General features: G+C 39.1%; 28 protein-coding genes. 27 read left to right on the top strand and 1 reads right to left on the bottom strand.

Going from position 1 to position 25414, the window contains the following annotated elements; all coding sequences use genetic code 11:
- Positions 1-2: 2 nt before the first annotated feature.
- Positions 3-971 carry an asparaginase gene (locus RCJ95_RS03130; RefSeq protein WP_221680597.1) on the bottom strand — a complete coding sequence of 323 codons (969 nt, stop codon included), beginning with the start codon at positions 969-971 and terminating at the stop codon, positions 3-5.
- 83 nt (positions 972-1054) lie between these two features.
- On the opposite strand from RCJ95_RS03130, the gene prsW reads away from it, so the two are divergent.
- From prsW to aroH, 27 genes are all read left to right on the top strand, one after another.
- Positions 1055-1729: a glutamic-type intramembrane protease PrsW gene (gene prsW / locus RCJ95_RS03125; RefSeq protein WP_004232588.1), complete on the top strand. Its 675-nt coding sequence runs from the start codon at positions 1055-1057 to the stop codon at positions 1727-1729.
- 98 nt (positions 1730-1827) lie between these two features.
- The gene (sleB, locus tag RCJ95_RS03120) at positions 1828-2643 is read left to right on the top strand and encodes a spore cortex-lytic enzyme (protein ID WP_004232594.1); all 816 of its coding nucleotides are present in this window, start codon (positions 1828-1830) and stop codon (positions 2641-2643) included.
- A 15-nt stretch (positions 2644-2658) separates the two neighbouring features.
- The gene (locus RCJ95_RS03115) at positions 2659-3942 is read left to right on the top strand and encodes a PepSY1/2 domain-containing protein (RefSeq protein WP_004232596.1); all 1284 of its coding nucleotides are present in this window, start codon (positions 2659-2661) and stop codon (positions 3940-3942) included.
- A 114-nt stretch (positions 3943-4056) separates the two neighbouring features.
- Positions 4057-4716, top strand: coding sequence for a flagellar brake protein (locus tag RCJ95_RS03110; RefSeq protein WP_066037612.1), 660 nt, complete (start codon positions 4057-4059; stop codon positions 4714-4716).
- A gap of 95 nt (positions 4717-4811) precedes the next feature.
- Entirely contained in the window at positions 4812-5486 is a 675-nt protein-coding gene (gene cmk / locus RCJ95_RS03105; protein WP_004232599.1) for a (d)CMP kinase, read from the top strand.
- Positions 5487-5588: 102 nt separating this feature from the next.
- Entirely contained in the window at positions 5589-6725 is a 1137-nt protein-coding gene (rpsA, locus tag RCJ95_RS03100) for a 30S ribosomal protein S1 (protein ID WP_048389803.1), read from the top strand.
- Between the two features lie 97 nt (positions 6726-6822).
- Positions 6823-6963, top strand: coding sequence for a hypothetical protein (locus tag RCJ95_RS03095; protein ID WP_446721881.1), 141 nt, complete (start codon positions 6823-6825; stop codon positions 6961-6963).
- A gap of 408 nt (positions 6964-7371) precedes the next feature.
- Positions 7372-8682 (top strand): ribosome biogenesis GTPase Der, encoded by a 1311-nt coding sequence (der, locus tag RCJ95_RS03090; protein WP_004232601.1) that lies wholly within the window; start codon positions 7372-7374, stop codon positions 8680-8682.
- A gap of 110 nt (positions 8683-8792) precedes the next feature.
- Positions 8793-9809, top strand: a complete 1017-nt coding sequence (locus RCJ95_RS03085; RefSeq protein ID WP_446721880.1) for an NAD(P)H-dependent glycerol-3-phosphate dehydrogenase — start codon at positions 8793-8795, stop codon at positions 9807-9809.
- Between the two features lie 223 nt (positions 9810-10032).
- The gene (locus tag RCJ95_RS03080; RefSeq protein WP_004232605.1) at positions 10033-10245 is read left to right on the top strand and encodes a DUF2768 domain-containing protein; all 213 of its coding nucleotides are present in this window, start codon (positions 10033-10035) and stop codon (positions 10243-10245) included.
- A gap of 22 nt (positions 10246-10267) precedes the next feature.
- On the top strand, positions 10268-11050 hold the full coding sequence (locus tag RCJ95_RS03075) for a hypothetical protein (RefSeq protein ID WP_369354418.1): 783 nt from the start codon (positions 10268-10270) through the stop codon (positions 11048-11050).
- Between the two features lie 92 nt (positions 11051-11142).
- Positions 11143-12621 carry a stage IV sporulation protein A gene (gene spoIVA, locus RCJ95_RS03070; RefSeq protein ID WP_004232609.1) on the top strand — a complete coding sequence of 493 codons (1479 nt, stop codon included), beginning with the start codon at positions 11143-11145 and terminating at the stop codon, positions 12619-12621.
- A gap of 198 nt (positions 12622-12819) precedes the next feature.
- A complete protein-coding gene (locus RCJ95_RS03065) occupies positions 12820-13092 on the top strand; it encodes an HU family DNA-binding protein (protein WP_004232618.1) in 273 nt (90 codons plus the stop codon).
- A 220-nt stretch (positions 13093-13312) separates the two neighbouring features.
- Complete coding sequence (gene folE / locus RCJ95_RS03060) at positions 13313-13882, top strand: GTP cyclohydrolase I FolE (protein ID WP_274772298.1); 570 nt, start codon at positions 13313-13315, stop codon at positions 13880-13882.
- A 62-nt stretch (positions 13883-13944) separates the two neighbouring features.
- Complete coding sequence (gene mtrB / locus RCJ95_RS03055) at positions 13945-14163, top strand: trp RNA-binding attenuation protein MtrB (protein WP_004232621.1); 219 nt, start codon at positions 13945-13947, stop codon at positions 14161-14163.
- 263 nt (positions 14164-14426) lie between these two features.
- On the top strand, positions 14427-15194 hold the full coding sequence (locus tag RCJ95_RS03050; protein ID WP_221680599.1) for a heptaprenyl diphosphate synthase component 1: 768 nt from the start codon (positions 14427-14429) through the stop codon (positions 15192-15194).
- Between the two features lie 15 nt (positions 15195-15209).
- Positions 15210-15914, top strand: a complete 705-nt coding sequence (locus RCJ95_RS03045) for a demethylmenaquinone methyltransferase (RefSeq protein WP_004232623.1) — start codon at positions 15210-15212, stop codon at positions 15912-15914.
- A gap of 19 nt (positions 15915-15933) precedes the next feature.
- A complete protein-coding gene (gene hepT / locus RCJ95_RS03040) occupies positions 15934-16908 on the top strand; it encodes a heptaprenyl diphosphate synthase component II (RefSeq protein ID WP_221680600.1) in 975 nt (324 codons plus the stop codon).
- Between the two features lie 86 nt (positions 16909-16994).
- Entirely contained in the window at positions 16995-17411 is a 417-nt protein-coding gene (ndk, locus tag RCJ95_RS03035) for a nucleoside-diphosphate kinase (protein WP_004232627.1), read from the top strand.
- A gap of 225 nt (positions 17412-17636) precedes the next feature.
- Complete coding sequence (locus RCJ95_RS03030) at positions 17637-18785, top strand: thiolase family protein (RefSeq protein ID WP_446721879.1); 1149 nt, start codon at positions 17637-17639, stop codon at positions 18783-18785.
- A 15-nt stretch (positions 18786-18800) separates the two neighbouring features.
- Positions 18801-19568 (top strand): 3-hydroxyacyl-CoA dehydrogenase, encoded by a 768-nt coding sequence (locus tag RCJ95_RS03025; RefSeq protein WP_446721878.1) that lies wholly within the window; start codon positions 18801-18803, stop codon positions 19566-19568.
- 70 nt (positions 19569-19638) lie between these two features.
- Positions 19639-21264 carry a long-chain fatty acid--CoA ligase gene (locus RCJ95_RS03020; RefSeq protein WP_446721877.1) on the top strand — a complete coding sequence of 542 codons (1626 nt, stop codon included), beginning with the start codon at positions 19639-19641 and terminating at the stop codon, positions 21262-21264.
- 125 nt (positions 21265-21389) lie between these two features.
- Positions 21390-21620, top strand: a complete 231-nt coding sequence (locus RCJ95_RS03015; protein WP_004232641.1) for a hypothetical protein — start codon at positions 21390-21392, stop codon at positions 21618-21620.
- A gap of 84 nt (positions 21621-21704) precedes the next feature.
- Entirely contained in the window at positions 21705-22478 is a 774-nt protein-coding gene (locus tag RCJ95_RS03010; protein ID WP_221680618.1) for a CheR family methyltransferase, read from the top strand.
- A 281-nt stretch (positions 22479-22759) separates the two neighbouring features.
- Complete coding sequence (aroC, locus tag RCJ95_RS03005; RefSeq protein ID WP_274772335.1) at positions 22760-23941, top strand: chorismate synthase; 1182 nt, start codon at positions 22760-22762, stop codon at positions 23939-23941.
- A 3-nt stretch (positions 23942-23944) separates the two neighbouring features.
- Positions 23945-25036: a 3-dehydroquinate synthase gene (gene aroB, locus RCJ95_RS03000; protein WP_274772337.1), complete on the top strand. Its 1092-nt coding sequence runs from the start codon at positions 23945-23947 to the stop codon at positions 25034-25036.
- Positions 25033-25401 carry a chorismate mutase gene (aroH, locus tag RCJ95_RS02995; protein WP_202341471.1) on the top strand — a complete coding sequence of 123 codons (369 nt, stop codon included), beginning with the start codon at positions 25033-25035 and terminating at the stop codon, positions 25399-25401. The genes aroB and aroH overlap by 4 nt, the downstream gene beginning before the upstream one ends.
- Positions 25402-25414 lie beyond the last annotated feature (13 nt).

Here is a 25414-nt window from a genome sequence, read left to right as displayed (position 1 = left end):
TATTACAGGAAAAAGTCCTTTAAATTTAAAGGCGAGCCAGTTGTGTTAAGGCCTATTAATAATTTTAAACGTGCCTTTTGGCCATTAATACCTGTGGCGAATATGGCGCCTAAGTCTTCTAGCATTTTACCACCACCCACATAGCCATAAACACCTTCTGCAATTCCATTAAAGCAGCGGGAAACAAGTACAACTGGGATGTCTCGCTGTATAAGGCTTTCAATTCCCTTTACAACAGATGGTGGGACATTCCCTTGACCTAGTCCTTCTAGCACAACACCATCATATTTACATGCAAGCACGACATCCAATAAATCTTCTTCCATACCAGCATACACTTTTAGCATGGCGACACGCTTGGATAAATTGTTAACATCTACATATTGTCGACGAATTGGTGCGTGATGGAATAAGATTCGGGATTTAGTAATAAGTCCAATCGGTCCATATTGTGGAGATTGGAAAGTATTCACTGAACTTGTGCTTGTTTTTGTTGTATTTACAGCAAGATGAACCTCATCATTCATCACAACAAGCACACCTTTATCACGTGCTTCTTCATCAACAGCTACTCGGACTGCCTCCACTAAATTATAAATCCCATCTGCTCCAAGTTCGTTAGATGAACGCATAGCTCCTGTTAGCACAATAGGAATGGCTAAATTCGTTGTTAGCTCTAAGAAATAGGCGGTTTCTTCCAATGTATCTGTACCATGTGTGATGACCACGCCGTCAATTGGCTGTGCGTCAATTTGTTCCAAAATCAAGTTACGCAATAAAAGCATCTCTTTCGGCGTAATATGTGGAGAAGGAAGGTTAAAAGCTTCTATTTCTATAATGCTTGCTAGTGAAGCGAGTTTATTACTTTCCATCATTAGAGGATTTTCCTTATTTGGCATGACCGCTCCTTCAGCACTCATTGCCATGGAGATTGTGCCGCCAGTATGAATTAATAAAATTGTTTTTTTCATAAAAAATAAATCTCCTTTTAAAAAGTTTTTTTGTCATTACATGGTATAATAATAGCAGTCTATTGTTGAAAGGAGCCGGCATCATGATCATTTTATTATCTGCTGCCATTGCTCCCGGTCTAGCGCTTTTTAGTTATTTCTATTTGCGCAATCAGATGGCTACGGAGCCAAGAAGAACTTTACTACAAACGTTTTTATACGGCGCATTTTTAACGTTCCCAATCATGTTTTTACAGTATGTATTAACAGAGGAAGGGGTTTTTCGATATCTTTATCTTCAAGACGTACTATTTTCAAGTGTCATTGAAGAATTTTTTAAATGGTTTGTGCTATTAATTGCCATCTATAATCATATAGAATTTGATGACCCTTACGATGGTATATTGTATGGGGCAAGCATTTCGCTCGGCTTTGCTACGATTGAAAATGTTCTTTATCTACTTTCATTTGGCTTAGACACGGCATTTATGCGAGCCTTATTACCAGTATCAAGTCATGCTTTGTTCGGTGTCGTAATGGGCTATTATTATGGACGGGCTAAGTTTTCGAAACTTGTTAAGACAAAAGAAATGATTGCTATGGCGCTTTGTGCACCAGTCGTACTTCACATTCTATACAATACAATATTATCATTCAAAGGTCACTGGGTTTATTTAATGATTCCTTTTATGTTGTTTTTATGGTGGTTTGGCTTGCGCAAAGTGAAGCTTGCACATTATCATCTGGTGCAGCATTTGCATATGCAAAAGAAAATATAAAGCGTAGAAATCGTCAAAGATTTCTACGCTTTATTTCATTTTTATCATGTATAAATTACTCCTTTTGTTTCAAGCTATAAAAAAAAGGAGTGATAAAAGTGCGTTTAGTAAGCATACTTTTTGCTTTGATATTAGGAATTAGTATAATTGCGATTCCTCAAAATGATGCCAATGCATTTAGCGATCAGCAAATTACTCGGGGTGCATATGGAGATGATGTCGTTGAATTGCAAGCGAGGCTACAATACTTAGGTTTTTATAAGAGTAAAATTGATGGAAAATTTGGCTACAACACATACTGGGCTTTACGTAATTTCCAAGAAAATTATGGGTTACCAGTAGACGGAATTGCAGGCGCTAAGACAAAGAAAGCATTAACGGGCAATTCAGATTATGATGAAAAATGGGTGAAAGCTCAATTAAATGCAGGGAATCAATTTACTTATTATGGTGGGAAGCCACTTGATCAGCAAGTGAAAAAGAATACTAGTGGTGGCACTAGCAATAGTAGTGGAAGTAGTAATAATAATGGAACACAGACACAAGTTCCTCCCAAATATACAGAGCGTGATTTACAACTAATGGCGAATGCGGTATATGGAGAGGCAAGGGGAGAACCATATGAAGGACAAGTAGCAGTTGCTGCAGTTATTTTGAATCGTTTGGAAAGCCCAGATTTCCCGAATACTATTTCAGGGATCATTTTCCAACCGTTAGCATTTACGGCCGTTGCAGATGGACAAATTTGGCTTGAGCCAAATGAGCGAGCAAAAGAAGCGGTTATTGATGCCATGAACGGCTGGGACCCTTCAGAAAATGCATTGTATTATTTCAATCCAAAAACTGCAACGAGCAAATGGATTTGGTCACGTCCACAAATCAAACAAATTGGAGAGCATATTTTCTGTTCATAGAAAGGAGGAACCTAGATGAAAACTTGGCTCGTGGTCTTAACGATTGCCGTTATTGGGTTAGGGGCTTACAGCATTGATTTGCATGGAGATAAAGAAGATTTACAACGTACCGTGCTAGCACAATATACAGATAAGTTAACGGATGCATCTGAAAAACTTTCCCATCTTCAACGCTCGGTATCACAATCCCTGTTGTTTCAAGATGAGCAGGCGATTCACAATGAACTAGATTCGGTTTGGCGTTTAAGCTCAGAAGTTCGTTCTTCTATTGCGAATATTCCAATAGGACAAGAGCTATCAAGCGAATGGATGAACTATCTAGGTCGACTTGGCGATGAAGCAAAAAGGACAGCGAAAACAGGGGATTATGAAGCTTGGCGTGAAAAAATGCCCCAGGTTTCAACAAATTTACAATCTCTTTCCGATGAATGGACAGCTGCAACCGTCGATTTCTATAAGCATGATGGAAAAATGGATGTTTGGCTACAGCAAGTGGACAATAAAAATCCAAATAGCCAATTTGATACTGTAAAAGATACATTAAAGGGCTACGGCGAAAAGGATTTCCCGTTAACTTTATCTGAATCTGATTGGCAGAAAAAAATTGAGTTAAAGGCATTACAGGATGCGGTTATTACCGAAAAAGAAGCACTAGAAAAAGTGAAATACTTATTCCCAGTTATTAAAGATGCTACATTTACAGTTACAAAAAGTAGTGATACAGCACCATATCCTTTTTATCATATCCAATTCCACCAAGGGATTCGATTAGGGTATGTTGATCTAACAGAAAAGGGTGGACATTTATTATCCTATTTAGTAGAACGTCCTGTGGATGAAGCCAAGTTATCACAAGAGGAAGTTATGAAAAAAGCGCAGGAATATGTGAAGAAGTTAGGCATGAAAGATGTAGCCTATGTGGAATCACGCGAAAATCATCAAGCTTGGCATGTGACATTTGCTCGTGTCCATCCTGGAGATAATGCGTTAATCTACGCTGATGGTGTTCAATTGAAAGTAGCGAAAGATACAGGTGAGCTGTTAGGTGCAAATGCAATGGAATATATTCAAGAAGAAAATATTAAAAAGCAAACAGCTAAGCCGATTGATTGGAAAACGTTCTTCCAAGACGATATTCAAGTACAAGAGGTAAAAAATATCTACACAGATAATGGACAATTTGAGCAACGTCTTTGCTATGAGGTCATTGCATTGCGTGATGGTAATACGCAGGAAACATTTAGAATTGTAATTGATGCGGAAAACCATAATGTATTAAAAGTGGAATATCTAACTTAATCAATGATGCCTCCGCTCTGTATGAACTTGACATGAAAATACTACCAATTTTTATAGCCAAAATAAGCTTCTCATGAGATAATTAAACTATATTTTTCGCACGGGGAGATGCTCATGGAAATAAAAATTGGTACACAATTACAACTTGAACCAACTTATACAGAACGGTTGGAGAAATTCCGCTGTAAAGTTGTAGAGCAAAAAGATAATATTCTTTATATTGATTATCCGGTTAATATGGTAACAAAGAAAACGGCATTTTTAATAGATGGCTCAGAATTTAGAGCAACTTTTCGTACTGAGGATAAGCAATCCTTTGCCTTTAATACAGAGGTAGTTGGCCGTAAAGCAGGTAATATACCAATGATTATGTTGCATTGTCCAACACCAGAGGAGTTTATAAAAATTCAGCGACGAGAATATGTTCGTGTAGAGACACAAGTAGACGTTGCTATTCAGTTGAAAGACTATAAATATCAACTTGTGACTGTGGATATTAGTGCAGGAGGCCTAGCTGTCATGTTGAAAGGTCAAGTAGCTTTCACTGAGGGTGATGAAGTAAAACTAACCATTGTATTGCCATTTGCCAATGGAGATGTCAAGTATGTCATTACAGAAGCGCTGATCGTACGTATTTTTGAAAAAGAGGATAAACGCATTGCAACAATCCAACTAACAGATACAGATGACGTCGATCAACAGCATATCGTCCGTTTTTGCTTTGAACGTCAATTAGTCAATCGTCGTAAAGAAATGAACCCTTTTAATGTTTAATTTCCTTTATGAATATTTTGATGAAGCCCTCTCCTAGTAGAGGGCTTTTTTGAGGTTATATGATACAATAAGAGGTGCAGAAAGTAGGGAAGAATATGAAGAAAAACATTCAAATTGCGATAGATGGGCCTGCTGGTGCTGGCAAAAGTACAATCGCGAAAATTGTTGCTGAAGCACTTGGCTTTACTTACATTGACACAGGCGCAATGTATCGAGCAGTTACGTATAAAGCGATGCAACAAAACATACATTTAGATGATGAAGCAAAATTAGCAGAGATGCTTGAAGTAAGCACAATTGAATTAAAACCATCACCTCAGGGACAGCTTGTTTTTTTAGATGGTCACAATGTGTCAGCGGAAATACGCTCTAATGAGGTCACTTCATCAGTCTCACAAGTAGCTGCCCATGCGAAGGTTCGTGAACTATTAGTTGCCCAACAGCAAAAACTTGCAGCTAATGGTGGTGTTGTCATGGATGGCCGCGATATTGCTACACATGTCTTAAAGGATGCAGAACTAAAGATTTTCATGTCTGCAACAGTAGAGGAGCGTGCTAGACGACGCTTGATTGATAATCAAAAAAGAGGAATTGACTCCTCTCTTGAAAAACTTCAGGAAGAAATTGCACTACGTGATAAAAAGGATAGCGAGCGTGAAGCATCGCCACTGATTCAAGCTGAAGATGCGATCTTTTTAGATACAACAGCATTGTCCATTGATGATGCAGCACAAGCTATTTTAAAATTAGCAGAAGAAAAAATGCTATAAATCCTAAAATTTCAGACATTTTTTGAATTTAAAGGATTTATTTTTGTCTTTGTCTTCAATATCGAATAAAATAGTAAGGGAAGATGCGAAGGAGGGTTACATATGTCTGAAGAAATGAACTATGCAGAACAAACGTTTAACGAGGGTGATATCGTCAAAGGCATTGCCGCGCAAGTTGATGAAAAGGCAGTATCTGTATCAATTCCAGGTGCACCGTTTGATGGTATTGTACCGATTAGTGAATTATCAAGCTTACACATTGAGAAAGCGTCTGATGTCATCTCAGTTGGAGATGAATTAGAGTTGATGATTACAAAGGTTGAAGAAGAAAACTTTGTCCTATCAAAACGTAAAGTGGATGCTTTAAAAGCATGGGATACACTGGAGCAGCAATTTGCCGCTGAGGAAATTTTTGAAGCGGAAGTAAAGGATATTGTTAAAGGTGGTCTTGTCGTAGATTTAGGTGTACGTGGCTTTGTACCAGCATCGCTTGTAGAGGACTATTTCGTTGATGATTTTGAAGGCTATAAAGGGCAAACATTAAGCTTTAAAATTGTTGAGCTTGATAAGGATAAGAATCGCCTTATTTTATCTCATCGAGCAGTGGTTGAAGCAGAGAAAGCTTCACAAAAGAAAAATGTGATTAATCAAATAAAAGCTGGCGATGTATTGGATGGTAAAGTACAGCGTCTCGCGTCATTTGGTGCATTTATCGACCTAGGTGGTATTGACGGTCTTGTACACATCTCGCAAGTATCACATGAGCATGTGAGTGATGTGAGTGAGGTTTTAGCTGAAGGACAAGATGTAAAAGTAAAAGTTCTATCAGTGGACCCAGAAAATGAACGAATTTCTTTATCTATTAAGGAAACTATTCCTGGACCATGGTCCAATATTGAAGAACGTGCCGCAAAAGGCACTATTTTAGACGGTAGAGTGAAGCGACTTACTTCATTTGGCGCATTTGTGGAAGTATTCCCAGGCGTGGAGGGTTTAGTGCATATATCGCAAATTGCGCATAAGCACATTAACACGCCTCATGAAGCATTGAAAGAGGGACAAGAAGTACAGGTGAAGGTCCTTGATGTCAATGCTGACGAAGGCCGTCTAGCCCTAAGTATTAAAGAATTACTAGAAAATCCAGAAGCAGAAGAAGTAATCGACTATGAATTACCTGAAGAGAATACAGGCTTCTCATTCGGTGATGTCATTGGCGATAAACTAAAAAACTTTAAATAATGTATACAGCGAGGATGCATAAATGTATCCTCGCTATTTTTGTGGTTGATAGGATTATGAAAGTGAAGGATTTTAAGAAGAGGATAAAATCTTTGAAATGAAGGATAAAACTCTAAAAGTAGCAGATAAGAATCCTAAAGTGAAGGATAGCAATTATAAAGAGGATAGAATCTTTGAAATGAAAGATACAACTTTAAAAGTAGCGGATAAGAATTCTAAAGTGAAGGATAACAATTAAGAAATGGATAAAATCATTGAAATGAAGGATAAAATTCTAAAAGTAGCGGATAAGAATCTTAAAGTGAAGGATAGCAATTGAGGAGAGGATAAAATCTTTGAATTAAAGGATAAAACTTTAAAAGTAGCGGATAAGAATCCTAAAGTGAAGGATAGCGACTAAGAAATGTAAAATCTTTGAATTAAAGGATAAGGTTTTAGCAGCAGCGGGTAAGATTCTCAAAATAAAGGATAGTTAATTAAAAAGGCGATAAAACCTTTATGACATCTGATAGCACGCTTAAAAAATGAGGTAACACCGTTTATCACCATACATAGCATTCTACATTATGGATATGATATGATATGATATAATGGCATTTTTCGTGTATAATAGCGAAAGACAAGAAGTTGGAAGGATGAAGTACAGATGACGAAACCAGTAGTAGCCATCGTAGGTCGTCCGAACGTAGGTAAGTCGACGATTTTTAATCGTATCGTTGGAGAACGCGTTTCGATTGTGGAGGATATCCCAGGCGTAACACGGGACCGTATTTATAGTTCGGCAGAGTGGTTAACACACGATTTTAATATTATTGATACAGGTGGCATTGAAATAGGGGACGAGCCGTTTTTAGAACAGATTCGTCAACAAGCTGAAATTGCCATTGATGAAGCTGACGTTATTATTTTCATGACAAATGGTCGTGAAGGGGTAACGGCAGCAGATGAGCAAGTTGCTAAAATTCTATACAAAACAAAAAAACCAGTCGTATTAGCGGTTAATAAAATTGATAATCCTGATATGCGTGAAATGATTTATGATTTTTATGCACTTGGCTTCGGTGAACCTTGGCCAATCTCAGGTTCCCACGGTTTAGGTTTAGGGGATTTATTGGACGAATGTGCAAAACATTTCCCAAAAGAAGATGAAGAGCAATATGGTGATGATGTCATTAAATTCTCTTTAATTGGTCGTCCGAATGTTGGAAAATCCTCTTTAGTGAATGCTTTCCTAGGGCAAGAACGTGTTATTGTTAGTAATATTGCAGGGACAACACGTGATGCGATTGATACGCCTTATGCATATGATGGACAGGAATATGTCATTATTGATACGGCGGGTATGCGTAAAAAAGGAAAGATCTATGAAACAACCGAGAAATATTCTGTGTTACGTGCGCTACGTGCTATTGAACGCTCAGACGTTGTTTTAGTAGTGCTGAATGCAGAAGAAGGTATTCAAGAGCAAGATAAAAAAATCGCTGGCTATGCACATGAGGCTGGAAAAGCTGTGATCATTGTTGTGAATAAATGGGATGCCATTGAAAAAGATGAAAAAACAATGAATGTCTTTACACAGCAAATTCGTGAGCATTTCCTATTTTTAGATTATGCCCCAATTATTTTTGTGTCGGCGAATACAAAACAGCGCGTGCATCAGATTTTACCGATTATCCAACGTGTCAGCGAGAATCATGCGATGCGTATTCAATCCTCTATTTTAAATGAAGTGATTGAGGACTCAGTGGCTCGTAATCCTGCACCGACAGATAAAGGTCGTCGTTTACGTATTTACTATGCTACTCAGGTAGCGATTAAGCCACCAACATTCGTTATTTTTGTGAATGAACCTGAGCTTATGCATTTCTCATACGAACGCTTCTTAGAAAATCGTATTCGCGAAACATTTGACTTTGAAGGGACGCCAATTCGTTTAATTACACGTGCGCGTGCTTAAGGCAATAGCTATACACATACAATACGCCAACCCGACATTATTGTTGGGTGGCGTCTTTTTACAAGAAAGAACTTACTTAATAGACAACCCAGCAAAGGGAGGATTTTGTTATGGAAAAAGTTTGTGTGTTAGGGGCAGGCTCATGGGGTACTGCACTGGCAATGGTACTAGCGGAAAATGGACATGATACGCTTGTATGGACACATAGAGCTGAGCAGGCAGAAGAAATCAATCAACTGCATACGAATAAAAAATATTTACCAGAAACCATTCTACCTGTAAATTTACATGCGACGAGTGATATGGCGAAGGTAGCTACTCATGCAGAAACCATTGTTGTGGCTGTTCCAACCAAAGCGATTCGTGAAGTATGCGAGAAACTAACGGCTGAATTAACAAAAAAAGTGTTGTTTGTCCATGTTTCGAAAGGAATTGAGCCTGACTCATTAAAACGAATATCTGAAATTTTAGCAGAGAGCTTACCAGCTGTGTATGTGGAAGAAATTGTTGTTCTTTCTGGGCCAAGTCATGCAGAAGAAGTGGTGCTGCATCATCCTACTACGGTTACGGCAGCTTGTGCCAATATTGATGCTGCTGAAAAGGTACAGGATTTATTTATGAATCAGTTCTTTCGCGTCTATACAAATGAAGATATCATTGGTGTGGAAATAGGAGGAGCGTTGAAAAACGTTATCGCTTTAGCGGCAGGTATTACTGATGGCTTAAATTATGGAGACAATGCGAAAGCAGCACTTATCACGCGAGGTCTTGCAGAAATTTCACGGTTAGGTGTAAAAATGGGTGGTAATCCATTTACGTTCTCAGGGCTTACAGGTATGGGGGATTTAATTGTAACCTGTACAAGTGTTCACTCGCGGAACTGGCGTGCAGGAAATATGTTAGGGCAAGGTATGAAGCTACAAGAAGTGCTGGATCAAATGGGCATGGTCGTTGAAGGAGTCCGTACTACGAAGGCAGCCTATCAATTAGCAGAGAAATATGGTGTCGCCATGCCGATTTCCACAGAGCTCTATAGTGTGCTATTTAATGATGTTGAACCGAAAGTGGCAGTAGATGCCTTAATGATGCGTATGAAAAAACGAGAAATAGACGATATGAAGCATTAATATTAATTTTTTGATTAGACTTGTCATAAAATGGACATAAATAAGGTGTCTCAACGAATCTGTTGAGACGCCTTATTGTGTGCCACTAGTTGAATAGAAATACATGCTAAAAGAGTTGTCCATTTCTTGATAGTTATAGGACAACTATTTCTTTTTAGCAAAAGCACATAGTATAATATACTTTGATTGTGTCTTGACATTCAAAGAAAGGTGGTTTTTTGAAATGGGCCCGTTAGCTCATATGCCTGCGCTTGATGTAATGTGGGTGTCGTTTTATTGCATCGCATTTATGATTATATCAGTCGGCTTAATTTATTTAGCGCGAAATAAGATTTCAAATGTATTTTTACGAACAGTCGTAAATTTATGTGCATACATACTGTTTGGACTTGGCACATTTTTAATGGTACTTGTAGTTGCCACTTGGCCAGCATAAAAAATAATGAGGTGTCAGTAACATGAAAAAACTAAGTGCTTTGCTGTTGGTATTTGCAACCGCGATACTGTTAGTAGGATGTGCGTACCCAGAAGACGAAAAAAGGGCTAAGGTCACACCTGATGTCGATCAACTAGCTGCAGTTCAACGTGCCGTGGATGAATATCGTGAAGCAACAGGTGGACTAGTACCAATTAAAAATAGCGAGCTAGATACGGATATCTATATCAAATATTTAATCGATTTTGAAAAACTTATGCCGAAGTATTTGGCGACAATCCCTGGAAATGCCTATGAAAAAGGTGGTATATATCAATATATCATTTGGGACCCTGAAAATGAGGCAACCGTCAAATTAGTAGATTTAAATGCGGCAGAGCGTATACGTGAAATAGGTATTCGTAAACTATCTACACAGTATTTACCAATAAAAGGGTCAATTTCAGATAATGTTTATCAGATCAACTATAAAGATTTGGGTTATAAAACAGAGGTAACTGTAAAAAGTCCCTATTCTGGCGTCGAGTTACCACTTTTCATGACTGGTGATGGTGAATTACATGTAGACTATGCTGTGGATTTAGGACAGCTATTAAAAGAAGATAAGCCAAATGTAAAGCCAGGCGATGATATTCGCCAACTGCTTGTCGACAAATTTCCAGTGGTCCCTGCCTATTCTATTCCCTATACAGTGGACGAGAATGGAGAGCCTATCTATGATATGAAAACATATAATACGGATGTCAGAAAGGCGAAAGAACAACAAAAACAAGAGGCAGAAGCCGCCGAGAAAAAAGAAAAATAGCAAACAAGCTCCTTACATTTGTGAGGGGCTTTTTCATATTTGTCTACAGGCTCGCATATAGTGAAAAAGCGTAGATAAAGGAGGCAGAAACCTTGAGTGAAGCAGTATTTAGAGAAATTGCAGAGCGCACAAATGGCGATGTTTATATTGGTGTTGTCGGTCCAGTACGTGTAGGTAAATCAACATTTGTAAAAAAGGTAATGGAATCAGTCGTGTTACCAAACATTGTGGATGAAACGGAAAGAATGCGAGCACAAGATGAGTTGCCACAAAGTTCTCCGGGGCCAGTCATTATGACTGCTGAGCCGAAGTTTGTGCCTGCCCAAGCAACCCGTATTGTGGTCGGTGACGATGAAATGCCATTTCAAATTCGATTAGCAGATTGTGTGGGTTATATTATTGATGGGACAAAAGGCTATGAAGATGAAAATGGACCTAAATTTGTTCATACTCCTTGGCATACGGAGCCAATTCCATTTCAGGAAGCCGCTAAAATTGGCACAGATAAGGTGATTCGCGATCATGCGAATATTGGTATTGTCGTAACGACTGATGGTACAGTGAACGGAATCAGTCGACGAGCAGCAGAGAAGGCAGAAGAGGAAATTGTAGAGCAATTAAAAGAAATCGGCAAACCATTTGTCATCTTACTCAATTGCCAAATGCCAGCGAGAGAAGAAACGGTTCAGCTTCGCAATGAGTTGTTTGAACGTTACAATGTACCTGTTATTGCGATGTCCATTGATCAAATGAGAGAAGCGGATATTCAATATATTTTACAAGAGGCGTTATTTGAATTCCCAATTCGTACCATTGAAGTGGAAAAACCAGACTGGCTGGATGTATTAGATGCTACACATCCATTAAATGTTGCATTGATTGATTCGATGGAGGAAGTCCTATCTTCTGTGATGAAAATTCGAGATGTGCAACAGGCGTCAGATGCCTTCAAAGCGATTGACTTTATTGACCAAAGTGAGGTTGTTCATGTAGATGCAGGTGTAGGAACAGCTGTAATCCGTGTATCCCTACAAGGTGAATTGTATAAATCAGTTTGTAATGAATGGCTAGAAGAACCAATTGAAACGAAAAAAGATTGGTTACTCTTTATCAAAGAGGCGGCAGAGGCAAAAGAGGCCCAAAAACGCTTTAAAAGTGCTATTCACGATGCTGATACGACAGGATATGGGGTGACATTGCCAATGATGCAGGAATTTGAGCCAACAGCCCCAGAGCTCATTAAACAGAATAATTTCTTTGGTGTACGAATGAAGGCAAAAGCACCATCCTATCATATTATCCGGGTTGATATGGAGTCAGAATTTGCACCGTTAATTGGCTCAGAGTTCCATAGTCAGCAACTTTTAAAAGATTTAAATCATGCTTATTTACATGATCGTGATGCCTTATGGAATACACAATTATTTGGCACACCATTGCACGAAGTATTAAAAGAGGGGATTCGCTATAAAATGGATGCAGTTCCACATACTGCTAAAAAACGTATGCGTCAGACGATTGAACGTATGGTTAATGAAGGGGATCGTGGTTTAGTAACATTTATTTTATAGTGATAAAATTCAGAAAAAATGCAAAAAATATACGCAGGGCTTTTCGTTTTTATGCGAAAAGTCCTTTTATTTTTGTTTTTTGGGTGAAAAACTGATTTTTTGGTTATAATCATGTATGAATACAGTTGCGTAGCGGTTTTCTATGTGTTACTCTTTTTACAGAATTGGTTCATGACCCTTTGAGAGGAGGTGAATGGTGTGAATAAAACAGAATTAGTAAACTCTGTTGCTGAAGCTGCAGGTCTTTCTAAGAAAGACGCTTCTAAAGCAGTTGAAGCTGTATTTGATACAATTCAAGATGCTCTTGCAAAGGGTGACAAAGTACAATTAATTGGTTTTGGTAACTTTGAAGTACGTGAACGTGCGGCTCGTAAAGGTCGTAACCCACAAACTGGTAAAGAAATCGAAATCGCTGCTAGCAAGGTGCCTGCTTTCAAACCAGGTAAAGCGCTTAAAGACGCGGTAAAATAATACACGTCTAGTAGTTACATAGAGCAGTCTTCATGTTAACGAACATGAAGGCTGCTCTTTTTAGCTTCAAAATTTGTATTTTACATAATAATATACAGTGATTTGCTTATCTAGAAGCGAATTTCTGATGAATCAGGTAAGTCATTTTGCGCTTACCTTTTGGATGTGCTACGATGCATAGGGAAATGTGTAATGTTTTGATATGCAGGAGGTTTTTTTGATGTCGAATATTGATTTATTGAAAATAGAGGAAGCGGTAAAAATGATTTTAGAAGCGGTAGGTGAAGATGTTAATCGTGAAGGTTTATTGGATACGCCGAAGCGTGTAGCAAAAATGTATGCAGAAATGTTCAGCGGCTTGCATGAGGATGCTAAAGAGTACTTTAAAACGGTGTTTCATGAAGATCATGAAGAACTAGTGCTTGTCAAAGATATACCTTTTTATTCGATGTGTGAGCATCATCTAGTACCTTTCTATGGCAAAGCACATGTTGCATACATACCAAATGACGGCGTTGTTGCAGGACTGAGTAAGTTAGGACGTGCAGTGGAGACGATTGCCCGCAGACCACAACTACAAGAGCGTATTACCTCTTCAGTAGCGGACACAATTATGGAGATGCTTTCGCCAAAAGGTGTTTATGTTGTGATCGAGGCAGAGCATATGTGTATGACAATGCGTGGATTGAAAAAACCTGGTTCCAAAACGGTGACATCTGTTGCACGTGGTATTTATGAGGAAGATGAAGTGAAACGTAGAGAAGTGCTGTCATTTATTCAAATGTCTTAAATTGCGTGTCTAATTATGTTATGATGAACTAAGAATTTGTCGGATTTAAGGAGTGTACAAAGATGTCACAAGATTATATTGTTATTCAAGCAGAAGAAGATGGTGTACATGTCATTGGATTAACACGTGGAACAGATACGAAATTCCATCATTCAGAGAAATTAGATGCCGGCGAAGTAATGATTGCTCAATTTACAGAACACACATCTGCTATGAAAATACGCGGTAAAGCGCAAATTCATACAGCACATGGCGTGATCAATAGCGAAGCGAAAAAATAAGAGACTTTGTTTCTGACGATAGGTTTTAATGCTGTTCAACGTTCTACAGCACATATAAAAACACTAGATGTGAAAAACTGAGTATAAGGTCTATGGGCAGTTAGCATTCCAACATTCAATTTTGGGAGAGCTTTACTGCCTGTGCTATGAAGAAAGCAAATTTTTTTTATTCCGCATCGTTGCGTATGCTATAATGACTCAGTAAGCAAGCGTTTAGCCTTGTACAGGGCTAACGTATCTGAAAGTGAAATGGAGTAAGGTCTATGAATGCAACATACATTCAAAATTCAATTGCACAGTTAAAAACAGAGATTTTCATGGATGTTCGTCATAGAACTTTGCAAAAATACACAGGTGTACCTGTGCTAGATGAAAATCAACTGTTTTATTTGTTAATCCCGTTTTTGAATGGTGAAGAGTGGCAACAAGAGCAACAAGAGGCTGCAATTACTGTTGGCATAGTGTACGCAGCATTAGCGGCTCACGATCATATAAAAGAATTAGACGCAACATCAAAAGAACAGCAGCTTACCGTTTTAGCTGGGGATTTTTATAGTGGTCGTTATTATGAAATATTAGCAATGTCAGGGAATGTCGCATTGATTCGAAACTTGTCACAAGGTATTGTGGCACGATGTGAAAACCAAATTAAAGTTTATGAAAATAAACAACGAACAATGGAACAGTGGTATACGTCGATGAGTACGATAGAATCAGGGTTAATTGCTCAATTTTTTGATCTTTATTCTTTCGGTGAATATATACCACTTATAGAAAAAAGCTTATTAATCTTGCGTTTAGAAAAAGAATGGACAGCTTATCAACGTGGGCAAATGTCTTTAATGGGTAAGGCACTAGAAGAAAGTGTCAGACGTAATGGCGCAACCTTTAATAGCGTCATCCAAGGGAAAATTGTGCATTTAAAAACAGAGCTATCACAGATCATTAATCAGGCATCCTTTTTACAAAGTGATATCAAACAAGCTTTACATGCACATGTAGAGGCATCCATTGCTTCTACTAACGGATAAGAGAGGTTTTTCAAAATGGCTAAAACGAAAGAAGAACACGTTCACGAAGTATTTGAAAGTATTTCGGAAAACTACGATAAAATGAATGGTGTAATTAGTTTCCAGATGCATGTTGGCTGGCGTAACGATACGATGAAGCACATGGCTGTAAAACCTGGATCAAAAGCACTTGATGTATGCTGTGGCACCGCAGACTGGACAATCGCATTGGCAGAGGCTGTTGGTGAAAGTGGAGAAGTAAAAGGGCTAGACTTTAGTCAAAACATGCTGAAAGTTGGCGAAAAAAAGGTAGAGCCATACCCACAAATTGAACTAGTTCATGGAAATGCGATGGAGTTGCCTTTTCCAGATGATACGTTTGATTATGTGACAATCGGCTTTGGTCTTCGCAATGTACCTGATTATTTACAAGTTTTGAAGGAAATGCATCGTGTTGTTAAACCAGGTGGAATGGTGGTTTGTTTAGAAACATCTCAATCTGAAATTCCTGGTTATCGTCAGTTGTTCCGTTTTTATTTTAAATATATAATGCCGATATTTGGTAAAATATTTGCGAAAAGCTATAAGGAGTATTCTTGGCTTCAGGAATCTGCGAATGATTTCCCAGGTATGAAAAGGTTAGCGGCATTGTTTGAGCAGGCAGGATTAGAAAAAGTAACGTACAAAGCATACAGTGGCGGGGCTGCGGCAATGCATATGGGCTTTAAAAAGATACGTTAATGGGGGAAGGTTTTCACACGTGGAAAAGATGAAGTTAAAACTACTCTATTCCGATTTGAAATCAGATATCGAAATCATTGAACAAGAGTTAGAAAAAGCGGTGGACTCGTCTTCATATTTGATCAACGATGCTTCTCTCCATTTATTACAAGCTGGTGGCAAACGGATAAGACCAATTTTTGTGTTACTAGGCGCAAAATTTGGTGATTATGACATTGAGAAGATGAAGGATGTAGCAGTACCTTTAGAACTCATTCATATGGCATCGCTTGTACATGATGATGTCATTGACGACTCCAATATGCGAAGAGGGCGCCCGACTGTCAAATCACAGTGGAATAACAGGGTAGCAATGTACACAGGCGATTTTATTTTCGCACGTGCGCTGGAATATATAACAAAGTTAGAAGACCCACTTGTACATCAAATTTTAGCCCGTACGATGGTGGAGATTTGTAACGGTGAAGTCATTCAAATTGAAGATAAATTTAGATTAGATCAAGGTTTAAAAGATTATTTTAGAAGAATCAAACGCAAAACAGCATTACTTATTTCCTCAAGCTGTGAGCTAGGAGCTGTGGCAGCGGGGGTTGATAGTAAAACAGTTCGGCATTTAAAGCGCTTCGGCTACTTTGTAGGCATGAGCTTCCAAATTATCGATGATGTTTTAGATATTATGGCAACCGATAAAGAACTAGGGAAGCCAGCAGGTAGTGACTTACTACAGGGGAATATTACTTTACCGATTTTATTATTGAAAGATGATCCCGAGATGCAACCATACTTAGTTAAAGTGTTTGCAGGCACGTTAACAGAATCGGAACGTCAAAATATGTTGCAATATGTGCGTAAATCCCATGCAATTGAGCAAGCTAATCGTATGAGTGATAAATATTTGAAAAAAGCCTTACAGGAAATTGATGCTTTACCAAAACATCCCGTTAAGAAAAAATTACGTGATGTAGCATTGTTCATGGGTAAGCGCAAATTCTAGCTTTTTGTTGTACAAAAGCTCATTTTTTGTTAATATTTATCGGTAGGTGTAAAACCTGTTAGACGAATTTAAGGAGTGTTTTAAACATGGCAATTGAACAAACTTTTTTAATGGTTAAGCCTGACGGCGTTGAACGTCAAGTAATTGGAGACATCGTTGATCGTTTCGAACGTCGCGGTTTTGTAATGAAAGGTGCTAAATTAATGGTAATTCCTAAAGAATTAGCAGAAAAGCACTATGCTGAGCATGCTGAGCGTCCATTCTTCGGTGAATTAGTTGATTTCATCACTTCTGGTCCTGTATTCGCTATGGTATGGGAAGGCGAGAACGTAATCAAGCTTGCTCGTACAATGATGGGTGCAACAAAACCTGAAGAATCTAACCCAGGTACAATCCGTGGTGACTACGCAACAACTGTTTCTCACAACATCATCCACGGTTCAGACTCTCTTGCTTCTGCAGAGCGCGAAATCGGCTTATTCTTCGGTGAAGATTTAGTTTAATGTCGAATAGATCAAGCAATCTCATTTTTTGAGATTGCTTTTTTATTGCGCAAAAAAGGAGAGGGATCATTCTGACGAATAATTTCTTACTAGATACATATAGAATTGTTAAAAACTTCTTACTCATGTACAATAAATAATGTAATATTCTGATAATTAAGTTAGGAATAGTTGAGTAGACTCGTCAATAAACTATGAGGATGACGAGGAAAAGGGGTTATGGACATGAGAGAAGTGGTGATTGTAGCAGCTGTGAGAACTGCTGTAGGTAGAAGTAAGGGCGCATTAAGTCAAGTTCGAGCAGATGATTTAGCAGCTGATGTATTACAGGAGGTTGTAAAGCGTGCAGGCATTGGTAAGGAACAAGTAGACGATGTCATTTTGGGGTGTGTGACCCAAACAGCTGAACAAGGGGCAAATATTGCGAGGACCTCATTATTAATGGCTGGTTTCCCAGAGAGTGTGCCAGGAGTAACCATTGATCGTCAGTGTGGTTCAAGCCAACAAGCCGTGCACTTCGCAGCACAGGCAATTTTAGCGGGGGATATGGACATTGTCATTGCTGGTGGGGTAGAAAGCATGTCAAGAGTACCAATGGGCTCAAACATGCAACATGCACATGCTAGTAACCGCTTACAGGAAAATTATGATATTATCCATCAAGGATTATCAGCAGAGAAAATCGCTTCCCAATGGTCTTTATCGAAAGAACAGCTAAATAGCTATGCTTATCAAAGCCATCAACGAGCAATTTCCGCCATTAGAGCGGGTCATTTCCAAGCTGAAATACTACCTATTCAAGTTCCACAAGAGGATGGCTCAGTGACAACATTTGCGGTTGATGAGGGTCCTCGTGCAGAAACTACTGTTGATATTTTAAATGGATTAAAAACCGTCTTTCAAGAGAATGGCGCGATTACTGCGGGCAATGCGAGCCAAATGAGCGATGGGGCCTCAGCTGTAGTCGTGATGGCATTGGATAAAGCAAGAGAACTAGGCATTCAACCACTCGCTAAAATTGTGACAAGAGTGGTCGTGGGTTCTGATCCGACATTAATGCTGACAGGGCCAATCGAAGCTACTAGAAAAGCATTAGAACGGTCAGGTCTCAACATAGAGGATATCGACACATATGAGGTAAATGAAGCCTTTGCACCTGTGCCGCTCGTATGGCTGCATGAAATAGGAGGAGACCCACAGAAGCTCAATCCTGATGGTGGAGCAATTGCGCTGGGACATCCATTAGGGGCAACTGGTACAAAATTGTTAACGACTATGCTCTATCGCATGGAGCGAGAGAATTATCGTTACGGCTTGTTGGCGATTTGTGAGGGAATGGGAATGGCCAATGCCACGATCATTGAAAAAATGTAAAAGGGGATATGTCTGATGAAAGAACATGAAGTGGTGGCAGTCGTAACAGGGGGTGCCTCTGGTTTAGGAGAGGCAACCGTTCGGAAATTAATAGGACAGGGTGGCAAAGCAATTATTTTTGATGTCAATGATGAGCGTGGACAAGCTCTAGTGGAGGAATTAGGTCAAAATGTCCTTTATGCACGAGTGGATGTCACAAAGGAAGAGGACGTGGCGGCAGGCCTAGAGCAGGTTGTTGCAGCTTTTGGCAAGATCAATGTCGCAGTGAACTGTGCTGGTATAGCAGATGCGAGTAAAGTTATTTCGAAGCGTGGTATACATGCCCTTGGGTTATTTGAAAAAGTGATTGCTGTTAATTTAGTTGGCACGTTTAATGTCATCCGTCTAGTGGCAGATAAAATGCAACATAATGAGCCAAATGAAGATGGACAGCGTGGTGTCATTATTAATACCGCGTCTGTGGCAGCATTTGATGGGCAAATCGGACAAGCTGCTTATAGCGCGTCAAAAGGGGGCGTAGCAGCAATGACGTTGCCCATTGCAAGAGAGCTTGCGGAAATCGGTGTCCGAGTGATGACCATAGCGCCAGGATTAATTGAAACACCAATGTTTGCTTCGTTACCTGAGCCTGCACGAACAGCTCTTGCTCAAATGACACCATTCCCTAAACGACTTGGTAAACCTTCGGAATATGCTCTTTTGGTTGAAAGTATTATCCACAATGGCTTATTAAATGGAGAGGTCATTCGACTAGATGGTGCCATTCGAATGCAACCGAGGTAGCGTCAAAATCTAGTTCAAATAGTTTTTGTTTTGATTGTTTCTAAAATCGTAGATGAAGGGAAGCGGTATCATGCATATGATGGATACACCTTTATTATTAACAAGTTTTTTGAATCGCGCAGAACGATTTTTTCACTCAAAGAAAATCTATTCTCGAACAAGTGCCACTACTATTCACGAATTTACGTATAAAGAATATGTGAAACGGACTCGCCGATTAGCTGATGCTTTGACGAAACTAGGAATGGAGCGAGGAATGAAGGTTGGCACATTTGCTTGGAACCACCATCGCCATTTGGAAGCCTATTTTGCTGTACCATGTGCAGGAGCAGTATTGCATATGATTAATATTCGATTATCCCCCGAGCATATTGCCTATGTCATCAATCATGCCGAGGATGAAATATTATTAATAGATGATAATCTGGTGCCATTAATTGCACCGATCGTATCTCAGCTGAAAACGGTAAAGCATTTTATCATTATGGGTGATGCTGTTGCAGTAGAAACTTTACCGATTCCAAATGCTCTTTCCTATGAATCGTTACTTACGGAGGCAGATGAACATTTCACATTCCCAGAAGATCTAGATGAAAATACACCCGCAGGCATGTGCTATACAAGTGCAACGACGGGCATGCCAAAGGGAGTAGTCTATACACATCGCAGTATTGTACTTCATAGTTTAACAGCTGGTCTCGCTGACAGTATTGCGATTTGTGAGTCGGATGTGGTGTTACCTGTTGTACCAATGTTCCATGCGAATGCATGGGGATTACCATTTGCCAGTGTCGCATTTGGTTCTACACAGGTCTTACCGGGACCTATGTTTACACCACAGCTATTGCTTGAATTATTTGATGTATATAAAGTTACATTGACAGCAGGGGTACCGACTATATGGCTAGGCGTTCTACAGGAGCAGCGTCAAAATCCTCGTGACCTATCGTCTATGCGATTAATTGTTTGTGGAGGTTCTGCTTCACCAATTGGTCTTGTTCGAGGCTTTGAGCGAGAACTTAATATCCCGTACATGACAGGTTACGGTATGACAGAAACCTCACCACTTGTAAGCCTATCCACGTATTTAACACATATGCAGGACTATACGGCTGATGAAAAAATGAATGTTCGGATTACACAAGGTATGACAATGCCTCTTATTGATACAAGGATTGTCAATGAAAATGGTGAAGTGCCTTGGGATGGCAAAACGATGGGAGAGCTTACGATTAGAGGCCCATGGATTGCCAACGAGTATTATCAGGATGAACGAACGGAAGAGGCCTTTAAAGACGGCTGGCTCTATACAGGCGATATTGCTGTGATGACAACAGATGGCTATATAAAAATCACCGACCGTACAAAGGATTTAATTAAGAGTGGTGGCGAATGGATTTCTTCAGTAGAGCTTGAAAATGCATTAATGTCACATCCAAAGGTCTTTGAGGCGGCTGTTATTGCCATTCCACATGAAAAGTGGTTGGAGCGACCATTAGCTTGTGTCGTAGCAAAGCCAGAGTTTAAGGGTTCGATTACTAAAGAAGAGTTACTAGAGAGTCTACAGCACCAATTCCATAAAACATGGGTTCCTGATGATATTATCTTCATTGACGAAGTACCAAAAACGTCTGTAGGTAAATTCTTAAAGGCTAAATTACGAGAAGATTTAAAAGAGTATCGCATACAAGTCTAACGATAATGGATAGAATGAGGGTGGTGAAAATCTACCTTCATTTTTTATTGGAATAAATTCCTGAAAAATGAAACTATTTTTTCCATTTTGCCGTATAATCGTAATAACGAAAGGAAGTGAACGGATTGTCAATTGCCATTGTAGCGATAATTGGAGGCGTTATTATTTCTCTAGCTGGAATTTTTACAGACGCTCATACTAGACAACAAAAAATAAAACTGAAAGCTGTTGAAAAAGAAGTAGAATTAGAAAAGCTTAGGTTAGAAACTTATACGATTGAAACAGAAAAAATGAGACTTGAATTAGAACAGTCGAAAGTATTACTTTTAGAGGAAAAACAAAACGCAAGCAAGTAGATTTGCATGCATGAGAAAGACTATTTCAGGATTGGGACTTTTCCGCTATAATGGTAATACGACGCTAGAGGGGAAGATGACCATATGTCTGATTATGAACAGTTTATAGAAGGTATTAAGCGCAAAACAGGAATAGATTTAGCGTTATATAAAGAAGCGCAAATGAAAAGACGATTAACCTCTCTTTATGAGAAAAAGGGCTATCGTAATTTTGTAGACTTTCTAAAGGCACTCGAACAAGATCGAGATTTAATGAATGAATTCTTAGATCGTATGACGATCAATGTTTCTGAATTTTATCGCAACGGAAAGCGCTGGGAAGTATTACGAAAGAAAATATTTCCGAAACTTTTACAAACTAATAAGCGTTTAAAAATTTGGAGTGCTGCTTGTTCTACAGGAGAAGAACCATATTCATTAGTAATGGTATTATCTCAATTGGTGCCTTTATCTCAAATTCAAATTATTGCCACTGATTTAGATGAGAATGTAATACAAAAGGCGAAGTTAGGTGTCTACCCTGAACGCTCTTTAGCAGAGGTGCCAAGTGATATTAAAGCAAAGTATTTTGAACAAGAAGGCTCCTTCTATCGCGTGAAGGATGAGATTAAGCGTTGTGTAACCTTTAAGAAACATAATTTATTGAATGACTCTTATGACAGCAATTATGATTTAATTGTTTGTCGCAATGTCATGATTTATTTTACAGAAGAAGCGAAAGATCAAATTTATAATAATTTTAGTAAAGCACTGCGTAAGGATGGCGTTTTATTTGTTGGATCGACAGAGCAAATTTTTAATCCAGCACGTTATGAATTTGATGTAGAAGACACATTCTTCTATCGTAAAAATAATTAATAATATGGATGAAAAGCCTTGTACAAATGACACAATTGTACATAAAGTTGACCAAGCATTAAACATAGATAATTCATACGCTTTTCGCTTATCATAAGCAAAGGCGTATTTTTTATAAAATTTAGCTAGGTGTTTTTTATAACTTTCATTCAGAATATTCACATTTAGATCTATGAAAATGGTAACTACTTAAAAGACATTCGTAAAAGGACTGTTTTTTTAAAGAATATATGTTATAGTGAAAAATACATACTTTAGCGAGTTGAAGGGAGAAAGTGTTTATGCGTTACTTAACAGCAGGTGAGTCACACGGACCTCAATTAACGACAATTATTGAGGGTTTACCGTCACTCTTACCCATTACAGCAGAAAAAATTAATCACGATTTAAAACGTCGCCAAGGAGGTCATGGACGTGGGCGCCGCATGCAAATCGAAACAGATACAGTGGAGATTGTAGCTGGTGTTCGTCATGGTCAGACACTTGGATCTCCTGTTGCACTCGTTGTCACAAATGATGACTGGAAGCACTGGACTAAAATTATGGGAGCAGAGCCACTAGCTGATGATATCAATCCTGAAGATATCAAGCGTCAAATCTCACGTCCTCGACCAGGTCATGCAGATTTAGTCGGAGGCATGAAATATGGTCACCGAGATTTAAGGAATGTATTAGAGCGCTCCTCTGCGCGTGAAACAACTGTTCGTGTAGCAGTTGGGTCTGTAGCAAAGGCGTTACTTAATGAACTAGGCATTTCCATTGTTGCGCATGTTACAGAGATAGTGGGAATTAAAGCCGATACATCTTTAATAGAAGGAAAAACAACGGAAGAAATTCGTGCAATTGTCGAAGTGGATCCTTGCTACTGTGTAGATCCAATCGCCTCTGCGAAAATGGTTGAGGCAATTGATGAGGCGAAAAAAGCCGGCGATTCGATCGGTGGTGTTGTAGAAGTCATTGTAGAAGGCATGCCAGCAGGTGTAGGGTCTTATGTACATTATGATCGCAAGTTGGATGCGAAACTTGCTGCTGCTATGCTATCCATTAATGCATTTAAAGGAGTAGAATTTGGACTTGGCTTTGAAATGGCACGTCGAAAAGGTTCTGAAGTACACGATGAAATCATCTGGTCTGAAGAAGAAGGTTATACTCGTGCAACCAATCGACTTGGCGGCTTAGAAGGCGGTATGTCAACAGGTATGCCAATTGTTGTACGTGGTGTGATGAAGCCAATTCCTACTTTATATAAACCATTACAAAGTGTAGATATTGAAACAAAAGAGCCGTTTAAAGCGAGTGTTGAGCGCTCTGATAGCTGTGCAGTACCAGCAGCGTCTGTAGTTGCAGAACATGTTATTGCCTGGGAAATAGCGAATGCAATTTTAGAGCAATTCCATAGTGATCAACTACCACAATTACAAGCTCAAATTGACGAGCATCGTCAATATACAAAGGGGTTCTAATTTATGCGTGTACCAGTAGCAACAAAATCGCATCAATATGAAGTTGTTCTTGGGCATCATTTTCTAACTGAAGCTGTGGAGGCATTTGCTGATAAACTTCAAAAAGCGGATAAGCTCTTTGTGTTTACAGATGTCAATGTTTGGGCAGCACAGGGAGAGTATTTCAAAGCAAATTTCCCGTACCATTTTGAGGCCTTTATTTTGCCAGGTGGAGAAGCGTGCAAAACCTTTGATCAATACAACGCTGCTCAAACATTTTTATTAGAGCAAAAATGCTCCCGAAAATCCTTCATTTTTGCTTTTGGAGGAGGAGCAGTTGGCGATTTAACAGGTTTTGTTGCGGCAACCTATATGCGAGGGATTCCGTTTATTCAAATTCCAACGACTATTCTAGCGCATGATTCCGCAGTTGGTGGAAAAACTGCCATTAATCATCCACTAGGAAAAAATATGATTGGCGCATTTTATCAGCCAGAAGGCGTGATATATGATACAGCTCTTTTAGAAAGTTTATCAGAGCGTGAGGTACGTTCAGGAACAGCAGAGTTAATTAAGCATGCCATGATTTCTGACCCGAACTGGCTGGAGGAATTAATGACAGGAGATTCGGTGATCCATTTTAATCAAAATGAACTAGCAAAGCAACTAAAAAAAGGAATTGAAGTGAAAGCACAAATTGTTGCTGAGGACGAAACAGAGCAATCCGTTCGAAAATTTTTAAACCTAGGTCATACATACGGACATGCCATTGAAGCAGCTGCGGGTTATGGCAAAGTGGCTCATGGTGAGGCGGTTATGATTGGACTCGTCTATTGTCTTCTATTGAGTGAGCGATATGGAGAACTTGATCGAACGTTCACCCAATCCTTTTTACAGTTTGCGATAAAAAACGGCTATCCTTTTGAGGCTGTGGGTGATTATTCATTTGAACAATTATCTAGCTACCTAATGAAAGATAAAAAAGCGGAATATGGCATTTTACAGTTTGTTCTTTTGGAGAAAATTGGAAATCCTTTTGTCAAAGCTATTGATATAGAAGAATGTCAAGAAATAGATGCTGAATATAGACAGTTATTAGCGGAGGTGCTTGTATGATTCGTGGACTTAGAGGAGCAATAACAATTGAATCTGACAAGCCAGAGCTTGTATGGGATGAGACAGCAAGATTAGTGCGTGAGGTTGTGGCAGCAAATAATGTGGACATTGATGATATCGCATCAATCCTTATTTCAACAACGCCAGATATTACCTCAGCATTTCCTGCTCGTGCAGTACGCTTGATGGATGGCTGGCAATATGTCCCTGTAATGTGTACACATGAAATGGATGTGCCAGAAGCGCTACCGTTATGCATTCGTGTATTAATACATGCAAACATAGAGGTAGCACAAAAAGATGTAAAGCACTTGTATCTCAATGATGCAGTGAAATTAAGACCAGATTTGGCTCAGGCTAAATAAGTAGAGGAGATGT

It is taken from the genome of Lysinibacillus sp. BSL11 (assembly GCF_052928325.1).
The sequence above is the reverse complement of the archived record's forward strand: the minus strand, read 5'-3'. Positions and strand labels throughout refer to the sequence as shown.